This is a genomic window from Mucilaginibacter ginsenosidivorax (assembly GCF_007971525.1).
GTDB lineage: Bacteria > Bacteroidota > Bacteroidia > Sphingobacteriales > Sphingobacteriaceae > Mucilaginibacter > Mucilaginibacter ginsenosidivorax.
Window position 1 is genome coordinate 2,740,162 of record NZ_CP042437.1, and the last position, 15,600, is coordinate 2,755,761.

The following is a 15,600-nucleotide window of genomic DNA, read 5'->3' on the forward strand; positions in this document are numbered from 1 at the left end:
TATGCAAATCCCGAATGCTTAACTGCATCGGGATTTTGTATTATTAGGCAGGGCTAAAAGGGTAATGCGAATTTACATAGGTTATCCTTCCGACCAAATCTTAACCCTATGATCTCCGGGTTAAAACCCATCCCCTCCGTGCCCCTTTTGGCACCAACAAACGCAAACATTTTACAAGCCACCAAACTGCGAGAACCATCAATTCAATGTTAACCATGATAAATTACAAAAACTTGATTATCAAATATTTATAATTAATTTACATAAAATATGTTAAGTTATGTTAACCATGTTTCCGCCGGTGGTAGGTGTTATGCCCCATCCATTTAGCCTCACGGAAGGCCAAAGGCAATCACCAAATAGGTTCCCAGCTAAGGCTGTTTTAAAACGCAACCCCTGGCTGATACGGTGGTAACACCGGCCAGAAGCTAAAAAATCCCGGATGTATGATAACATCGGGGATTTCTTGCTTAACGGTTTTCGCGTTAGTGATTGTACCGGATACCGGCTTTGCGCCTAATGCCTTGTGCGCGTATGAGGGGAAAGCACGGCCCGTTTCTACCAACGGGAACGCCCATGATATTAGCTTTGGGTGGGAGGGCTGTAACCCGGGCCAATTTGTACGGTTTTTTTGGTTACCGTCCTGATGAATGGGCTACGGTGTAGCCACATCTTTTTAGTTAAAGAAAAATGTCATTTCGAACGAACTGTAGTGGGCTTCGAGCGCTGGGGTGAGGAGAAATCTTATACGCGCTGCATTCCGACAGGCTTTTGGGATGCAAGGCGTACAAGATTTCTCCTCGTACCTCGTTCGAAATGACAAAAGTGTTTTAGCTGGCTTCGCCTCCCCTACCAAATCTTAACCCTCTCCCCTTCCGCCTTGTAATTTTTATCGCCCGGCTGTACGTTGAATGCCTTATAAAACGGAGCGAAATTCATTAAGGGGCCGTTTACACGCCACATGGCGGGCGAGTGGGGGTTGGTGTTTACGTAGGTGCGCAGGAACTCGTCGCGGGTTTTTACTCTCCAGATGCGGGCTATGGACAGGAAGAAGCGTTGGTCGGGCGTGAAGCCGTCAATTTTGGTGTTGCCTTTGCCTTGGTCGGTCATTTTAAAGGCGTCGTAGGCAATGGCTATGCCGCCATTGTCGGCGGTGTTTTCGCCCAGGGTGAGCGCGCCTTTAATGTGTACGGTATCTAACACGGTAAACGAGCCATATAAATTGGCCAGCTGTTTTGTTTTGGCCCTAAACTTTTCGTAATCCTGTTTTGTCCACCAGTTTTTTACGTTGCCGTCTTTGTCAAACTGGGCGCCCTGGTCGTCAAAGGCGTGGGTCATTTCGTGGCCAATCACCATGCCTATGCCGCCGTAATTGATAGCATCGTCGGCTTCAAAATCAAAATAGGGATATTGCAGGATGCCCGCCGGGAAAACAACCTCGTTAAACGATGGGTTGTAATAAGCGGTAACCGTAGATGGCGTGGTACCCCATTCCGTCCGGTCGACCGGCTTGTTCAGCTTGGCTAACTGCGTTTGGTAGTCGTTTTGTTTCAGCCACAGGATGTTTTCGAAGTATTTGCCGCGGTTAATTTGTACCTTATCGTAATTGCGCCATTTATCGGGGTAGCCCAATTTTTTGGTGATGGCGTAAAGTTTTTCTTTGGCTTTTTGTTTGGTGCTGTCGCTCATCCAGTCCAGGTGATTGATCCTGTTCTCGAACGATTTTTGCAGGTTGTTTACCAATACCAGCACGCGTTTTTTGGCATCCTCGTTAAAATATCGTTTCACATACAATTGGCCCAAAGCCTGCCCCAGGTAATTGTCGACGTTTTGCGTCATGATTTGCCTGCGGGTTTTTTGTACGGCCTGCCCGTTTAATACTTTGTTAAACTCAAACGAGGCATCTACAAATGGCTTGCTCAATATTTCGGCGTAGTTTTGGAGGGTGGCGGCTTTTAAATAAATTTTCCAGTCGGCTATGGGTACCGATTTTAACAGGCCGTTCAGCTTATCGTAATAAGCGGGCTGGCCCATGTCAACCGAGTCGGTTGTGGCGCCAAGTTCGGCCAGCAATGTTGGCCAGCCTATATTAGCCTGTGTTTTGCTGATGGCGGCGATGGCTACCTTATGGTAATTGGCATTAACATCCCTTAATTGGATATTGGTTTTATGCGATGCCGCGTTTTGCTGCTCGATGCCGTAAGCAATAGCTGCATTTTTTGTGGCGGCGGCAGGGCTGCTCCCGGTTAACCGGAACAGGGTGCCGATGTATTTCTTGTAAGCCTGCTGAACGCGAAGTGTGGATGAATCTGTTTTAAAATAATAATCCCTTTCTGGCAAGCCAATGCCGGTTTGCGATGCATGGGCAATATTGATGCTGCTGTTTTTGTTGTCGGGATAAATACCAAAGTCGATAATGAGGCCGTTCCCGGTTTTTAGCTGCGCGGCTACAAATTTGATGAGTGAGGGCACGTTGGCAATGGCATCAATTTGTGCCAGTACCGGCTTAATGGGCTGGTATCCGCGCTGGTTAATGGTTGCGGTATCCATACCCGAGGCGTAAAAATCGCCCACCTTTTGGTCGATACTGCCCATCGTGTTCCGGGCTTTTGAAACACTATCCAGGATATTTTGCAGCAGCAGCTTTTGCGGAATGTTCATGAAACTGTACGAACCCACGCCCGATTGATCGGCGGCAATTTTGGCGGTATCGTACCAGCGCCCGTTAACAAAGCGAAAAAAATTATCGCCGGGTTTTGTCAGCGAGTCGATCCCGGCCACATCAACAAAACCTTTTTTGTGATCGTCCTGGTATTTCCAGGCACCCAAAACAACTAACGCTACACACAGGTAAAATACTTTATTCATAAACAGTCAATTTGTTTAAAGGTAATAATTTAGGAATATGTTGGGGAATGAAATTTTAAATGGTGGAGCATCGTCCTGTCCACAGCTCAAAAGGGGATTTGCACAAGGTATCGGGGCTTTTTTGTTCCCATCTCGAGAGGGGGCGCGATGGGAAGTGCGTTAGCAGGGGTGTGTTTTTCAGCGTTCAGTCGCGCGCATATAACACACCCCTCCGCCCCTTTCGAGAGGGGAATCGCGCAGGGCCGGGGCTTAGGGCTTCAGGAGATATAACTTGCCGGGTACACCTTTCTGAACATGATGTAGGTTACGGTTACGATGCTGAAGGCCACCAGGGCATCGATAGTGGCGGATGGGCCGATGACGATGAGCTTGGAGAAGAAGGCAAAAATGATATCGAAAAATACGCCTGCAAATACCCACTCTTTTAACCGGAGCAATTTGTTGGGGATTAACAGAACGGTAATGCCCGATACCTTGGCTACACCCAGTACATAAATAAAGTAGGCCGGGTAGCCCAATTTGAGGGTGATATCCCATACTATTTTATTGGTGGTAAGTTCGCAAATGCCGCTGGTGCCAAACCATAATGAGGTTAATGCTGTACCGATCCAGAAAATTGTTTTTGCTGTTTTTGTTGTCATGATTTCTGTGTGTTTTTTGTTTGATTTGATTCAAAAATGGGGCATCTGCCTTAAAACCCACAGTGGTTTTATAGTCAATTGGGCATTATTGATACTGGCTTAGGCATTTTGAGGCATGGACCGGCACGCGGGTGGGGATTAACGCGGGGGGTGGCGCTGTAAAAGAGCGGTGTTGTGCTGAGTGGTAATTTTTGTGGGTTATGAAGTGGTAACGACAACAATTTAATCCTCTTTGTCGTGCCGAACTTGTTTCGGCACCCCACAAACTAAGTGTACTTCATGCGGGCCACCTGTCCTGTGGAATCCTGAAACAAGTTCAGGATGACTTCAATTTTTCAACATGTTATAGGTAGCCCATCGAAACATCGCGGACAAAGTTCTCTCCGCGCAAGCCTTCAATGCTATTAAGTTAAGAGAAGCAGAAAGTGAGAAATAATATCGAACACCGAATTTCGAATATCCAATATCGAAGTTTTCCTTCATTATTCGAAATTGGGCATTGGGTGTTCGATATTAAATTGGCCTTAATTCCTTAACTCAATAGCATTAGCAATCGTTCGACAGGCTCGAGGCATAAAAGCACAATGTATAAACTGGATAATTTTAACCCTTCAACCCCTCTATCTCCTTCAAACTCTTGGGCAAATACTTGCCCAGCAGGTGGCTGCCGGTACCGGTTATCAAAAAGTTATCCTCTATCCTAATCCCGCCGAAATCGCGGTAGGTGTTCAGTACGTTGTAGTTGATAAAATCGGCGTATTTGTTTTCGGCCTGCCAGCGGTCGATGAGTTCGGGGATGATGTAGATGCCGGGCTCGATGGTGAGCACGTAGCCGGCTTCCAGCTCGCGGCCCAGGCGCAGGGATTTGAGGCCGAAAACGGCGGTTTCCTTTTTAAGGGTATCGGTGTAGCCTACATAGGGTTCGCCAAGATCCTCCATATCATGGGTGTCCATGCCCAGCATGTGGCCCAGGCCGCATTGAAAAAACATGGTATGTGCGCCGGCGGCAACGGCTTCGGCAGGGTCGCCCTTCATGATGCCGGCCTGGCTCAGGCCTTCCACCAGTTTCTGGCAGGCGGCCAGGTGAATGTCCTTATAACGCACGCCGGGTTTCAGCATGCTGATGGCGTGGTCCATGGAGTTAAGCACTACCTCGTACAACTCGGCCTGGCGGGTGGTAAATTTTTGGCCAACGGGCACGGTGCGGGTAAGGTCGCCGCCGTAGTGCATGGCGTTTTCGGCGCCGATGTCGCACAGCAGCATCTGGCCGTCCTGCAGGGTATGGCCGTAGTAATGGGTGTGCAGGGTTTCGCCCCGGGGCGTAATAATGGCCGGGTAACCCAGGCGCGAGTTGGCCGCAATGGCTACCTCGTTGGCTTTGGCCACCAGCTCGTAGCCTTTAATGCCGGGGCGGGTGTTTTTGATAACGGCCAGCTGCATATCAACGCTAATGGATACCGCTTTTTCCATTTCGGCAATCTCCAACGGAGTTTTAATCACCCGCTGGGCAATTACCGCTTTAATGAGTTTTACCGAAACATGATCGGCCACATCCTGCAGGCTCACATTGAGCCATGCTGCCAGTTTAATTTTATTTTCGGGGCGATAAGGCGGCAGTATATGCACCTTGCGCCCGGTGGTTTGCGCTTTGTGGATGTAGTGGGTAATATCGTTGTACGGGCGGGTTTGGCTAACGCCAACCAGGGCGGCCATGTCGCTCACGGTAGGCAGTACGCCTGTCCAGATAATGTCGTCGATGCTCAGCTCGTTGCCGAAGATCAGGGCCTCGCCGGTGTCGGTATCAATCACCGCGGCCAGCCCCGCAACATCCAGCCCGAAGTAATACAGAAAACTGCTATCCTGGCGGTAGCTAAAATGGTTGTCCTTATAGTTCATGCTGCTTTCTTCGTTGCCCAGCAGCACAATAAGGCCATCATTGGCCATGCTTTGGGTTAACACTTGCCGCCTGTCGGCATAAACCTGCTTATCGAATAATTGAAGATCCATGCCGCAAATATAAGCCCCCTAACCCTATGTAGTTAATTAAAGAAAAGTAAAAATAATATCGAATAATGAATTTCGAATTTCCAACACCGAAGTTTCCCTTCATTATTCGACATTGGGTATTCGGTGTTCGATATTGAAAATAAGTCCCAATTTTATGACTTATGAAAGCCGCCGATGTTTGAATCCGAAACTTTGGCTGGAAAATTTTTAACAAAAGTGGGGGTACTTTTTAAAGTAATAAAAAGTGTTAATTTTTGTAGTTTTTTTATCGAAATAATAGCGATTTTTTACGCGTTTTGTGTTGTTTTTAGCTATAAAAATGCGCATTTTATGAACAAAAAACGCGCTTTAAGAAGTTTGAGGGAAATCATCGGCAATCCAACCGCTCACAATTTTTGCCGACAGTAAACAAAGCGGAATTCCCCCGCCGGGATGGACACTACCCCCGCAAAAATACAGGTTTTTAATTTTGGACGATTTATTGGCATGCCGCAAAAATGCCGCGAACCGGCTGTTGCTGCTGGTGCCATACAGCGAGCCCTGGTAGGATGAGGTTTTGCTCTCAATCTGCCGCGGATCGAGGATGGTTTCGGACAGGATGAGGCTTTCGATATCGTCGCCCAAAATGCGGGTGAGTTTCTTGAGGATGTTTTCGCGGGCGGTGGCAACCAGGGTATCCCATTCCTGCCCTACATTGGCCGGCACGTTGATCATGACAAACCAGTTTTCGCAGCTGGCGGGAGCATCGTCCGGCTTGTATTTAGAGCTGATATTGAGATAGATAGTAGGATCGTGAAAGATATTCTTATCCTTCCAGATATGATCAAACTCGGCTTTGTAATCGGTACTGAAAAAAATGTTATGCAAATCAAGTTCGGGAAAGCTCCTGCTGATACCCCAGTAAAATATCAGCGCCGAGCTGCTGCGCTCCTGGCCCAGGATTTTCCGGGGGAATAGTTTGGGATGGGCCTTTAGCAGCCTTTGATAGGTGAACCAAACATCCATGTTGGATATGATGATATCGCCGTTGATATTCTTCTCCCCCACCTTTAGGCCCGTGGCTTTGCGGGCATCTAACATGATCTCATCAACCTTTGAGTTATAATTAAATATAACCCCTAAAGATTCCGCCAGCTTAACTAAACTACCCGTAATGCTATACATACCCCCAATAGGGAAATAAGCGCCGTAGTGCTGCTCTAAATGCGGTATCACGTTCAGGGTGGCCGGCGCAGCATATGGGTTTGATCCGTTGTACGTAGCATATCTGTCATAAAACTGCACCAGGCGGTCGTCTTTAAAATACCCCTCGTTGGCCTTGTGCATTGTCCGGAAGGCGTCTATCCCCGGCAAACCCAAAACCGACCTTGCCGTATCCCGGCTCAAAAATGTTTTAAGCCTGTGCAGCGATTGTTCCAGGAAAACGTGATTGGTTATATTGTAAATGGTTGCGCTGTTGGTCAGGTATTTTTTTACTGATGCAACAGGCTCGCCGGTAACATTATTTACTTCTCTGGCAAACAGTTCTGCGTCGGCAAAGGCATTCAGGCGTGTGCCATCTTCGTAAAAGTATTGGCAAACTTTATCCAGCTTTTGGTAGCTAAAAAACTCTTTAGGATTTCTGCCGGCGAGGACAAACAATTCATCTACATACTGCGGCATGGTAAACAGGCTTGGCCCGGCATCAAAACGAAATCCATCCTGCTCAAATTCAGATAATTTACCGCCAGGATAGCTGTTAGCCTCAAAAACCTCAACCTGGTAGCCCTGCACCGCAAGCCTTATCGCTGTCGCGATGCCCGCTATGCCGGATCCGATGATTAGTGCCTTAGCCATTGCGTAAGCCCAGTCCGGGCTCTTTATTTAAAATATATTTACCATCGGCAAAACCGGGCATCTGGTAGGGGTTATTGCTTACCAGGAAGGGCCCGTCCAAATCAACCCAATCGCATTGCGGGGCAAGGGCTAAACCGGCCAGTGCCGCGCAGCTGGTTTCAGTCATGCAACCTATCATGATTTGCAGGCCCAGTTCGCGCGCTTTGGTTATCATTCGTTTGGCTTCGTACATCCCGGCCGATTTCATGAGTTTGATGTTGATGCCCGTATATACGCCTTTCGCCTTCTCCACATCCTCAAAACGCTGTACAGCCTCATCGCCAATAATTGGGATCGGGCTGCGCTCTGTGAGCCAGGCATTGCTGTCGGGGTCGGTTTTAAGCATAGGTTGTTCTATCAATTGCACGCCCTGCGCCTGTAGCCAATAGGTCATATCCAGGCTTTGCTGCAAATCTGTCCAGCCCTGGTTGGCATCTACATATAATGGTACGTCTGTAACCGAACGAATGGTACCTATCAGTTCTTTATCTGTATCGCGGCCAAGCTTCACCTTTATCACTTTAAAACCTTCAGCTTCCTTTACTTTTTTGATGATCATTTCGGGCGTATCAATGCCGATAGTGAAGCTGGTTACGGGCATCAGGGCGGGTTTGCTACCCAAAAGCTGCCAGCAGGGTTGCCCTTTAATTTTGCCATCCAGGTCATGCAGGGCAATATCAATAGCGGCTTTTACCGCCGGGTTACCGGGCGCAATGCTATCTAAGTAACTAATTATCCTCCCAAAATCAAAAGGATAACTAAATTGGCCAATATCAACTTTACTTAAAAACTCCATGGCACTTTGGTGGCTTTCGCCCATATAGGGCACCATTGACGCTTCGCCATAGCCGGTATGGCCTTCATGCTTTAGCTGCACCAGCATAACAGGCGTGGTAGTTCGCGAAAACTTAGCTATGGTAAAAGCGTGCCTGAGTTGTAATTCGAAGGGTTGATATGTCAGTTCCATGTTAAAAACCAAAGCTAAAAGTTTAGAATGAATTTCGTGCTTATCTTTGCGGCCATGCCGGCACAAATTTATTCACCGTTTCAGCGTTTTAATTTCAGTAACAGCAAATGCTTCCTTACGGGCGAAGCTTTAAATTCTGAAGAAGAAAAAATACAGGTTTTTCCACAATGGCTCATGAGCCGTTATAACCTGGAAGACCAGCCCTTTAAATTGCTCGACGAAAGTATGGCCACCTACAAGGACTTAAAACTCCCCAACAGCGCCGCCATAAACGAGCAATATTTGGAACCGCTGGAGGCCGAAATAGCCGCCGCGTTTGAAACTGGCTATGAAGCTGTAAAACAACTTGATGAATTCAAGCTTTTTCAATGGGCCGGCAAATTATTATACGGGATTATTTTTAACGAGATACAGGCCGGTATCCGCCAACAACATGCGCAGGGCGAGGAGTTTAATATTTCGCAGGCTATTATTCACCGGTTCAGCAACCTGCACCTGATGCTGCAAACGCTTAACCTGCCCATCGAGCTGGATGGCTTTAAACCCTACAGCATCGCTTTGTTTAAGGTAGATAATGCCGACAATGTTTTTGGCTATCGCGATGAGATCAATACGCTTACATTCTCGCTGCGGATAAAAGACTTTGGCCTGGTAATTTGCCTGCAGGATAATGGCTCCAATGGGCGCTATCACCAGGAAATGCTGGATAAAATAGCAGATAAGCCTTTGCACCCCATCCAGTTTGAGGAGGTGAACGCTCGTTTCTTTTACTCGGCCTACCTGTTTAACCGCCTGCCCGAGTATGAGGTAATGCCCGTTGGCGATACCATTTACATAGAAGCCGCCCCCTTACGCGGCACTAGCAGCAAACCCCTGTTTGATGATTGGATGAACAAAATTTACGGCCAGGTGCTTGAAAACTTCTGGAAAAACTGGGGCTTTTTACTGTTAGAGATCATCAAAAATCCAAATGCCCCCATAAGTTTCCTGTTTAATGCCAATGGCGATTTTGTTAATGCAGCAAAGATTGAACTTTCTCGGTAATTTGCTGAATAAAGAAAGGAACTATACCCGGGTGAAATAAAATGGTGATCAATAAGCCGCTTAGTGCCCCATAAAAGTGAGCATCATGGTTTATATTATCACGGGAGTATTTGGTTGCATAGCTGCAATATACCAGGTATAACACACCAAAAATAACGGCCGGAATTTCTATCGGGATAGGCAAAATCATCATTTTGCCCAATGGGTTGTATAATATTGCGCTAAAAACCACAGCACTTACTGCGCCGGAAGCCCCGAGGCTGTAATAACTATAATTTTCCCTGTGCTTTATTACCGATGGCATATCGCTCAGGATAAGGCTTATCATATACAGCACACCAAATTGAAAATGTCCTAAAACCGGCTCCAGCTGAAAGGCAAAGAAATAAAACGACATCATGTTAAAAAACAGGTGCATCCAATCTTTATGAATAAACCCGCTGGTAATGATGGTATAAACATAATGCCCGCGCGACACATTGTACGGGTGCAGCATGAGCTTACCATACAGGTCTTGGTTAGAGAAGGCGATTAAGGAAACAAGAATAGTTAGTGCAAATATTACCGAGGCTACTGGGGCCAGTATAAGGTTTTCCATTTATTTAAGGTCGAGTTTAGTATCGTTTAAAATGCGGCCCACCGGGTAGCGCATGTATGTTTTTTCAAAGTAAGGCGAGTTTTTATATACAAAAAACAGCTGCGCCTGCGCACTGTTGCCCAGTTGCGGGTCTTTTGCTTTAGCATCATCCAGTTTTTGTTTCAGGGCCGCATCTTTCTTCAACAAATCGGCAGCTTTGTCTTCAAAAACATAGTCCGAAAAGTATTCCTTCTCACCCAGCATCGAATCAAAAAAGTTCCAGGCAAAAAACGAATCTACTCCCTGTGGTTCCAATGTTTCTACAATATACCGGTTGATGGCCTGGTTGGTATATACAACGTAATCGCCGACATAAAATTTCATGGCCATATCAACCGGGTTTAATTGTACGCTGCTATGCAGGTAGTGGCCTTCAAACGGACGCGTTGGTGTTTTAATATCGCCAAAGTAATACATCTGCAGGTTTAACGTGGTATCGTGCGCCAGTTGCTGCATTTTTACACCGTTAAGCTTAAACAGGTCTATCACTTTACCCCAAGCCTGTGGTATTACATAGGCCAGCGGCTTATCGGCAGTTACAGTTGTTTTATAGGTATTGTAAAATTTGATGACTTTGGTGTAAGGCTTACTCCTATCATAATACAGGCGTTTTAGCCCGCTTACATCACTGGTTTTGTAGCCGGCCTCGTATCCTTTAAAGGTGATGGTATCCACGGCTTTCATATCCACCTCCCATTTTAAGGGGAACGTTTTTTGGCTGATAACGGCTGCATCGGCTTTTTTCTTCAGGTCACCTATCAATTTAGCATCACGCTGGTTTATATCAATCAAGTGCTGCATAAAATCATAGGTTGCATATACCCGTTTATCAAATGGTTTAAGCATATGGGTTTCGGTAATATAGCTGATAATGTTATGCTGGGCAGTGAAGCCGGTGGCAAAACGGGGAGTTTCCAAAAAGCTCACGATGCCCGAGTCTGGCAGGCCTTCTTCACCCGCGCCATAAGGGATCATCTCGTAGCCGCTTTTTTTCATGTGGCTATAAAGGTATGGCGTCAGTGTTTTCGAGGTATAATCGGCCAGTATCGAGTTTTGCTTGTCTTTCTGGGTTTCTATCAACGTCATCACATACTGATAGTCGGCGCCATCGCTGGTGTGGTTATCTAAAAACACTTCGGGTTTCCAGGTGGTTAATATCTGCGTAAAAGCAAGCGCGTTGCGGCTATCCGCTTTTATAAAATCGCGGTTCAAATCAAGGTTGCGGTAATTTCCGCGGAAGCCGTATGCTGCCGGTCCGTTTTGGCTTACACGGCTTTGACCGCGGTTTAGATTACCATCGATGTTGTAAAGCGCAATTAAACAAATCACAACATCCTTTGGCAACTGGTTCTTTTTAAGCAGATCGCGCACCAGCATCATGCTGGCATCAATCCCTTCCGGCTCGCCGGGGTGAATACCGTTGTTGATAAGCAATACGCGTTTATCCTGTTTTTTTATCAGCCCGGGATCAAAAACACCATTTTTTGAAAGTACAATCAATGTTAACGGTTTACCCACATCGGTTGTGCCGTAATTAATCATTTTCATTTGCTGCGGATACAGTTTATTTACCTTTTGATAGTAACTAATTACTTCGGCATAGGTAGCCGTATAGTTTTTATCCTTACTTAATTCAAAAGGGGTTAGCTGTGCTTTGGCGCTTATACAGGCGAAGAAGAAAACTATGGCTAATAAAAATGATCTCATGGAATTGTGTTTGGCTCAAAGATAGGTGGGAAGAGTTAAGAATCAAGAGTCAAGATTTAAGACAGCTGCAAAAATATTGCTACTATGCTATATTAAATCTGAAAGTTCTGCCTGGATTTTTTTAGGCAGGCTTTTTACAACCTGCTGGTACGAGTGGTCTATCATCTCGCAAAGCTGCCTGCGGGTCAGCGAGCCATCCATATAAACGGTATTCCACAATTTTTTATTCATATGATAGCCGGGAATTACCTCCGGGTATCGTTCGCGCAGTTCAATGGCAAGTTCGGGATCGCATTTTACATTAAAGCGGTTGCCTTCTGTAAGGCCAATCAACAGAAATATCTTTTCGGCAACTTTAAACACAAGCGTTTCCTCGCCAAAGGGCAGGCCTTCGGTGGTACCTGTTTTTTGCAGGCAATAATCACGCAATTCTTCTACGTTCAATATTGGAATTTTCTGATGAGTTTAACGTATGACGTTGTATTACCAAAGTTATATTTAAACCCAACGGTTACAAAGGTATATTGGTCTGTAGCATTATTTTTATATTTTGATGTAGGGTCGTTATAGCCATCAAGACCTTCACCCGGAGCAAAATAGTGTTGAACACTGATATCTATACCGTACCGGGGCTGATCATAGTCATCAAAAATTTTAAACTCATAGCCAAGCCTGATAGGAATAATAATGTTCAAACTGTTATTTTTTCCCTGGAAACCCTCGCCCGAATTGGGATCGGGGTACACTACCCCGTTTTCAGGAAACCTGTTAAAACGCTCAATGCGCGTCATGTTGTTGTATATAAAGCCAATACCTGTGCCAATGTACAAACCTTTAATCCGGTCTAAAACCCAGCTATCACTATAGTCAAGTATTTCGCCGGCCTGTAAATCGCCATGTACATTAAAAGAAAAATATGAATTGGTAAAATACCGGCCCGAAAAATCCTGGCTTTTTAAAGCACCGCCACCCGAGAAGGTACCCTTTTGCAATTCGGCAGTAATGGGCAAAAACGGGCTGTAATTGTAAACAAAATTCAAACTAACTGCCGGATGGTAATCCTGCTTTTTTAAATCTGCTTCGGCTTTGCCATAGCTTGCGCTAATACCAGCACCAAATTCATAATAATTAAATCCACTTTGCGCTTTAGCCATTGCAACTGTGAAGCCTAAAACAAAAAAAAGAATATATTTTTTCAATGTTAATTTTTATCAATATTTACAAAAGCGCATACAGGTTTACCAATGGCTTTAAAATTTTACTAATATAGCTTATGAGTTTTAATTCCCCGCTAAGTTTTACTGTCACCGATCGTTTTTTGCGATATGTTACCATTGATACGCAATCAGACCCCACTTCGGTTACATTCCCATCAACAGAAAAGCAAAAAAACTTAAGCCGCTTGTTGGTTGACGAGTTGCTGGCTATGGGTGTTCAGGATGCCCATCTTGACGAGTTTGGCTATGTGTACGCTACCATTCCGTCAAACACGAATAAGCAGGTACCTGTAATTTGCTTTTGCTCGCACGTAGATACCGCCCCCGATTGCAGCGGGGCCAATGTAAAACCCATTGTACATAAAAACTACCAGGGGCAGGATATTATTTTACCTGATGACCCCACACAGGTTGTTAAACTGACCGATCATCCCGATCTTAAAAATCAATTTGGCCACGATGTAATAACTGCCAGCGGTACAACTTTATTAGGCGCCGATAACAAGGCCGGTGTGGCCGAAATTATGGACGCCTGCTACCAGCTGATCAATCATCCCGAAATAAAGCACGGCGACATCAGGATATTGTTTACACCAGATGAAGAGGTTGGGCACGGAGTTGACCATGTTGATATTGCCAGGCTTGGTGCTTATGCCGCCTATACCATTGATGGCGAAAGTGCCGGCAATATGGAAAATGAAACCTTTAGTGCCGATGGCGCCCGGCTGATAATACAAGGCGTAAGCGCCCACCCTGGCTTTGCAAAGGGCAAAATGGAAAGCGCCATAAAAATAGCCGGCGAAATTGTAGCCGCTTTGCCGGATGAACTATCGCCTGAGCATACCGACGCCATGCAGGGCTTTGTACACCCGGTGAGTATAGAGGGCCATGTAGAAACGGCGGGCATAGATTTTATTATCCGCGATTTTGACGAGGGTAACCTGAAAAGCCATGCCGATGTAATTAGGAAAACAGCCGACGAGGTTTTAAAAAAATATCCGAACTCTGCCTATACCTTAACTACCAGCCAGCAGTACCGCAATATGAAAAATGTGCTGGAGCAGCATCCGGAAATTGTTGCCAATGCCATGGAAGCTATAAACCGCACGGGCTTAACAGCCAAATTATGCAGTATAAGAGGTGGAACCGATGGCTCAAGATTATCATTCATGGGCCTGCCCTGCCCCAACATTTTTGCCGGCGAACACGCATTTCACAGCAAGCAGGAATGGGTATCAGTGCAGGATATGCAAAAGGCGGTAGAAACCATTTTGCACCTTTGCATGATATGGGAAGAAAAAGCATAGGCCGAGGACTGAGGCCGGTGGCCTGAGGACAGACCGCAGAAAACCGACTACAGAAAACCGACTACAGACCACAGAAAACCAACTACAGATTATGTATACTATAAGGAAGGCAACAGTTAACGATGTTGATACCATACTGCAAATAGCCGATACCACCTGGTGGGCAACCTACTCGGCTATATTGGAGCGCGAACAAATTGAATTTATGCTGGCCGAGATTTATTCGGCAGAAAAAATAGGAAAACAAGTAGCCGATAACCTGCAAACCTACCTGCTACTTGAAGAAGAAGGCACGCCCGTTGCTTTTGCCGCCTACTCGCCGCGCGATGAAAACCCCGACATTTATAAGCTGCATAAATTATATTGCCTGCCCCAAACCCAGGGCAAAGGCTACGGCAAAATATTGATAAACGAAGTGGCCAACAAGACAAGGGAAGCGGGCAAAGAAATTCTCGAACTCAATGTAAACCGGTATAACCAGGCCAAATCATTTTATGAAAAAATGGGCTTTGCTGTTGCTTACGAAGAGGATATTGCCATTGGTCCTTACTGGATGAATGATTATGTAATGCGAAAGGAGTTGCTATGCTTCTGCTAGCAGCAGGGAATAAAACTGTCGCAAATCGCCCTTAAAATGTCCATATTACCCCGGCCAAATAATATTGCGCCTGCCGATATTTGATTATCAATCAACACAGCACTATGGACAAGCAGACAATTAAAGCCCCCGGCAATTTACCAGAACCATTAACTATTTCGCTTGAATCAACAATGAACGAATTGATGCAAGTTATAGCATCAATTAAACCCACCGATTTCAATCGTGTGCCACAGCCAGGATCGTGGACACCGGCGCAGCACCTGGAGCACCTGCGGCTTTCGTTGCAGGGCGCAGTATCAACTTTAAACGGCCCGGCAAAAGTTACGTTACGCAGCCCCGACCAATATGTTGATATTATAAAAGGTATATTTTTAGATTTTGATGCCCAATATCCCGCAGCACCTACTTTAATCCCCGATAACAAGGATTATGACAAGGCTCCGTTGGCAGATGACCTTTCGGCGGTTTCTGAGCAACTTAAAGAGATTGTTCAAAATCAAGACCTGACAGGCACCTGCCTTATACCTGAGTTTACCGGAATAGGCTTACTTACACGGCTGGAATGGGCCGCTGTTGCGGTTTATCATGCTTACAGACATGTGCATAAGTTGAATGCCATTGTACGGGATTTCGCTTCGTCAGCCGGAAGTTGACACGATGGTTACCACGGACTGGAAGCCCGCGGGAGCGTTTATGTTTTATAGCAAAAAAAGAGCGATGAAGTATAAC

General features: G+C 45.9%; 13 protein-coding genes. 4 read left to right on the plus strand and 9 right to left on the minus strand.

Annotation, left to right across the window (positions count from 1 at the left end):
* Positions 1 to 849: 849 nt before the first annotated feature.
* From FSB76_RS11370 to FSB76_RS11390, 5 genes are all read right to left on the minus strand, one after another.
* Positions 850 to 2,868 carry a M13 family metallopeptidase gene (locus FSB76_RS11370; RefSeq protein WP_147053690.1) on the minus strand — a complete coding sequence of 673 codons (2,019 nt, stop codon included), beginning with the start codon at positions 2,866 to 2,868 and terminating at the stop codon, positions 850 to 852.
* A 257-nt stretch (positions 2,869 to 3,125) separates the two neighbouring features.
* The gene (locus FSB76_RS11375; RefSeq protein ID WP_147053691.1) at positions 3,126 to 3,509 is read right to left on the minus strand and encodes a DoxX family protein; all 384 of its coding nucleotides are present in this window, start codon (positions 3,507 to 3,509) and stop codon (positions 3,126 to 3,128) included.
* Positions 3,510 to 4,112: 603 nt separating this feature from the next.
* Positions 4,113 to 5,516 carry an aminopeptidase P family protein gene (locus tag FSB76_RS11380; RefSeq protein WP_147053692.1) on the minus strand — a complete coding sequence of 468 codons (1,404 nt, stop codon included), beginning with the start codon at positions 5,514 to 5,516 and terminating at the stop codon, positions 4,113 to 4,115.
* A gap of 348 nt (positions 5,517 to 5,864) precedes the next feature.
* Positions 5,865 to 7,352, minus strand: coding sequence for a 1-hydroxycarotenoid 3,4-desaturase CrtD (crtD, locus tag FSB76_RS11385; RefSeq protein WP_147053693.1), 1,488 nt, complete (start codon positions 7,350 to 7,352; stop codon positions 5,865 to 5,867).
* Positions 7,345 to 8,358: a dipeptide epimerase gene (locus FSB76_RS11390; RefSeq protein ID WP_147053694.1), complete on the minus strand. Its 1,014-nt coding sequence runs from the start codon at positions 8,356 to 8,358 to the stop codon at positions 7,345 to 7,347. Before FSB76_RS11390 ends, crtD begins: the two co-directional genes overlap by 8 nt.
* 54 nt (positions 8,359 to 8,412) lie before the next feature.
* On the opposite strand from FSB76_RS11390, the gene FSB76_RS11395 reads away from it, so the two are divergent.
* Positions 8,413 to 9,402 carry a hypothetical protein gene (locus FSB76_RS11395; RefSeq protein ID WP_147053695.1) on the plus strand — a complete coding sequence of 330 codons (990 nt, stop codon included), beginning with the start codon at positions 8,413 to 8,415 and terminating at the stop codon, positions 9,400 to 9,402.
* Here the strand turns inward: FSB76_RS11395 and FSB76_RS11400 are convergent.
* The 4 genes from FSB76_RS11400 to FSB76_RS11415 all read right to left on the minus strand — a co-directional run bounded on the left by FSB76_RS11400 (position 9,371) and on the right by FSB76_RS11415 (position 12,945).
* Complete coding sequence (locus tag FSB76_RS11400; protein ID WP_147053696.1) at positions 9,371 to 10,000, minus strand: rhomboid family intramembrane serine protease; 630 nt, start codon at positions 9,998 to 10,000, stop codon at positions 9,371 to 9,373. The genes FSB76_RS11395 and FSB76_RS11400 overlap by 32 nt on opposite strands.
* Positions 10,001 to 11,746, minus strand: coding sequence for a M14 family zinc carboxypeptidase (locus FSB76_RS11405; protein ID WP_147053697.1), 1,746 nt, complete (start codon positions 11,744 to 11,746; stop codon positions 10,001 to 10,003).
* 87 nt (positions 11,747 to 11,833) lie between these two features.
* Entirely contained in the window at positions 11,834 to 12,190 is a 357-nt protein-coding gene (locus FSB76_RS11410; RefSeq protein WP_147053698.1) for an MmcQ/YjbR family DNA-binding protein, read from the minus strand.
* Entirely contained in the window at positions 12,187 to 12,945 is a 759-nt protein-coding gene (locus tag FSB76_RS11415; RefSeq protein WP_147053699.1) for a hypothetical protein, read from the minus strand. The genes FSB76_RS11410 and FSB76_RS11415 overlap by 4 nt, the downstream gene beginning before the upstream one ends.
* Positions 12,946 to 13,019: 74 nt before the next feature.
* Here FSB76_RS11415 and pepT point away from each other — a divergent pair, with 74 nt between their 5' ends.
* From pepT to FSB76_RS11430, 3 genes are all read left to right on the plus strand, one after another.
* The gene (pepT, locus tag FSB76_RS11420) at positions 13,020 to 14,270 is read left to right on the plus strand and encodes a peptidase T (RefSeq protein ID WP_147053700.1); all 1,251 of its coding nucleotides are present in this window, start codon (positions 13,020 to 13,022) and stop codon (positions 14,268 to 14,270) included.
* 91 nt (positions 14,271 to 14,361) lie between these two features.
* Complete coding sequence (locus FSB76_RS11425; RefSeq protein WP_147053701.1) at positions 14,362 to 14,868, plus strand: GNAT family N-acetyltransferase; 507 nt, start codon at positions 14,362 to 14,364, stop codon at positions 14,866 to 14,868.
* Positions 14,869 to 14,972: 104 nt separating this feature from the next.
* Positions 14,973 to 15,524, plus strand: a complete 552-nt coding sequence (locus FSB76_RS11430; protein ID WP_147053702.1) for a DinB family protein — start codon at positions 14,973 to 14,975, stop codon at positions 15,522 to 15,524.
* The last annotated feature ends 76 nt before the right edge of the window (positions 15,525 to 15,600 follow it).

What these genes read in the sequence shown, in the direction of transcription:
- FSB76_RS11425 (WP_147053701.1), top strand. Translation starts at nt 14,362, where the DNA reads ATGTATACTATAAGGAAGGCAACAGTTAACGATGTTGATACCATACTG.
- crtD (WP_147053693.1), bottom strand. Translation starts at nt 7,352, where the DNA reads ATGGCTAAGGCACTAATCATCGGATCCGGCATAGCGGGCATCGCGACA.
- pepT (WP_147053700.1), top strand. Translation starts at nt 13,020, where the DNA reads ATGAGTTTTAATTCCCCGCTAAGTTTTACTGTCACCGATCGTTTTTTG.
- FSB76_RS11405 (WP_147053697.1), bottom strand. Translation starts at nt 11,746, where the DNA reads ATGAGATCATTTTTATTAGCCATAGTTTTCTTCTTCGCCTGTATAAGC.
- FSB76_RS11380 (WP_147053692.1), bottom strand. Translation starts at nt 5,516, where the DNA reads ATGGATCTTCAATTATTCGATAAGCAGGTTTATGCCGACAGGCGGCAA.
- FSB76_RS11370 (WP_147053690.1), bottom strand. Translation starts at nt 2,868, where the DNA reads ATGAATAAAGTATTTTACCTGTGTGTAGCGTTAGTTGTTTTGGGTGCC.
- FSB76_RS11400 (WP_147053696.1), bottom strand. Translation starts at nt 10,000, where the DNA reads ATGGAAAACCTTATACTGGCCCCAGTAGCCTCGGTAATATTTGCACTA.
- FSB76_RS11395 (WP_147053695.1), top strand. Translation starts at nt 8,413, where the DNA reads ATGCCGGCACAAATTTATTCACCGTTTCAGCGTTTTAATTTCAGTAAC.
- FSB76_RS11375 (WP_147053691.1), bottom strand. Translation starts at nt 3,509, where the DNA reads ATGACAACAAAAACAGCAAAAACAATTTTCTGGATCGGTACAGCATTA.
- FSB76_RS11430 (WP_147053702.1), top strand. Translation starts at nt 14,973, where the DNA reads ATGGACAAGCAGACAATTAAAGCCCCCGGCAATTTACCAGAACCATTA.
- FSB76_RS11390 (WP_147053694.1), bottom strand. Translation starts at nt 8,358, where the DNA reads ATGGAACTGACATATCAACCCTTCGAATTACAACTCAGGCACGCTTTT.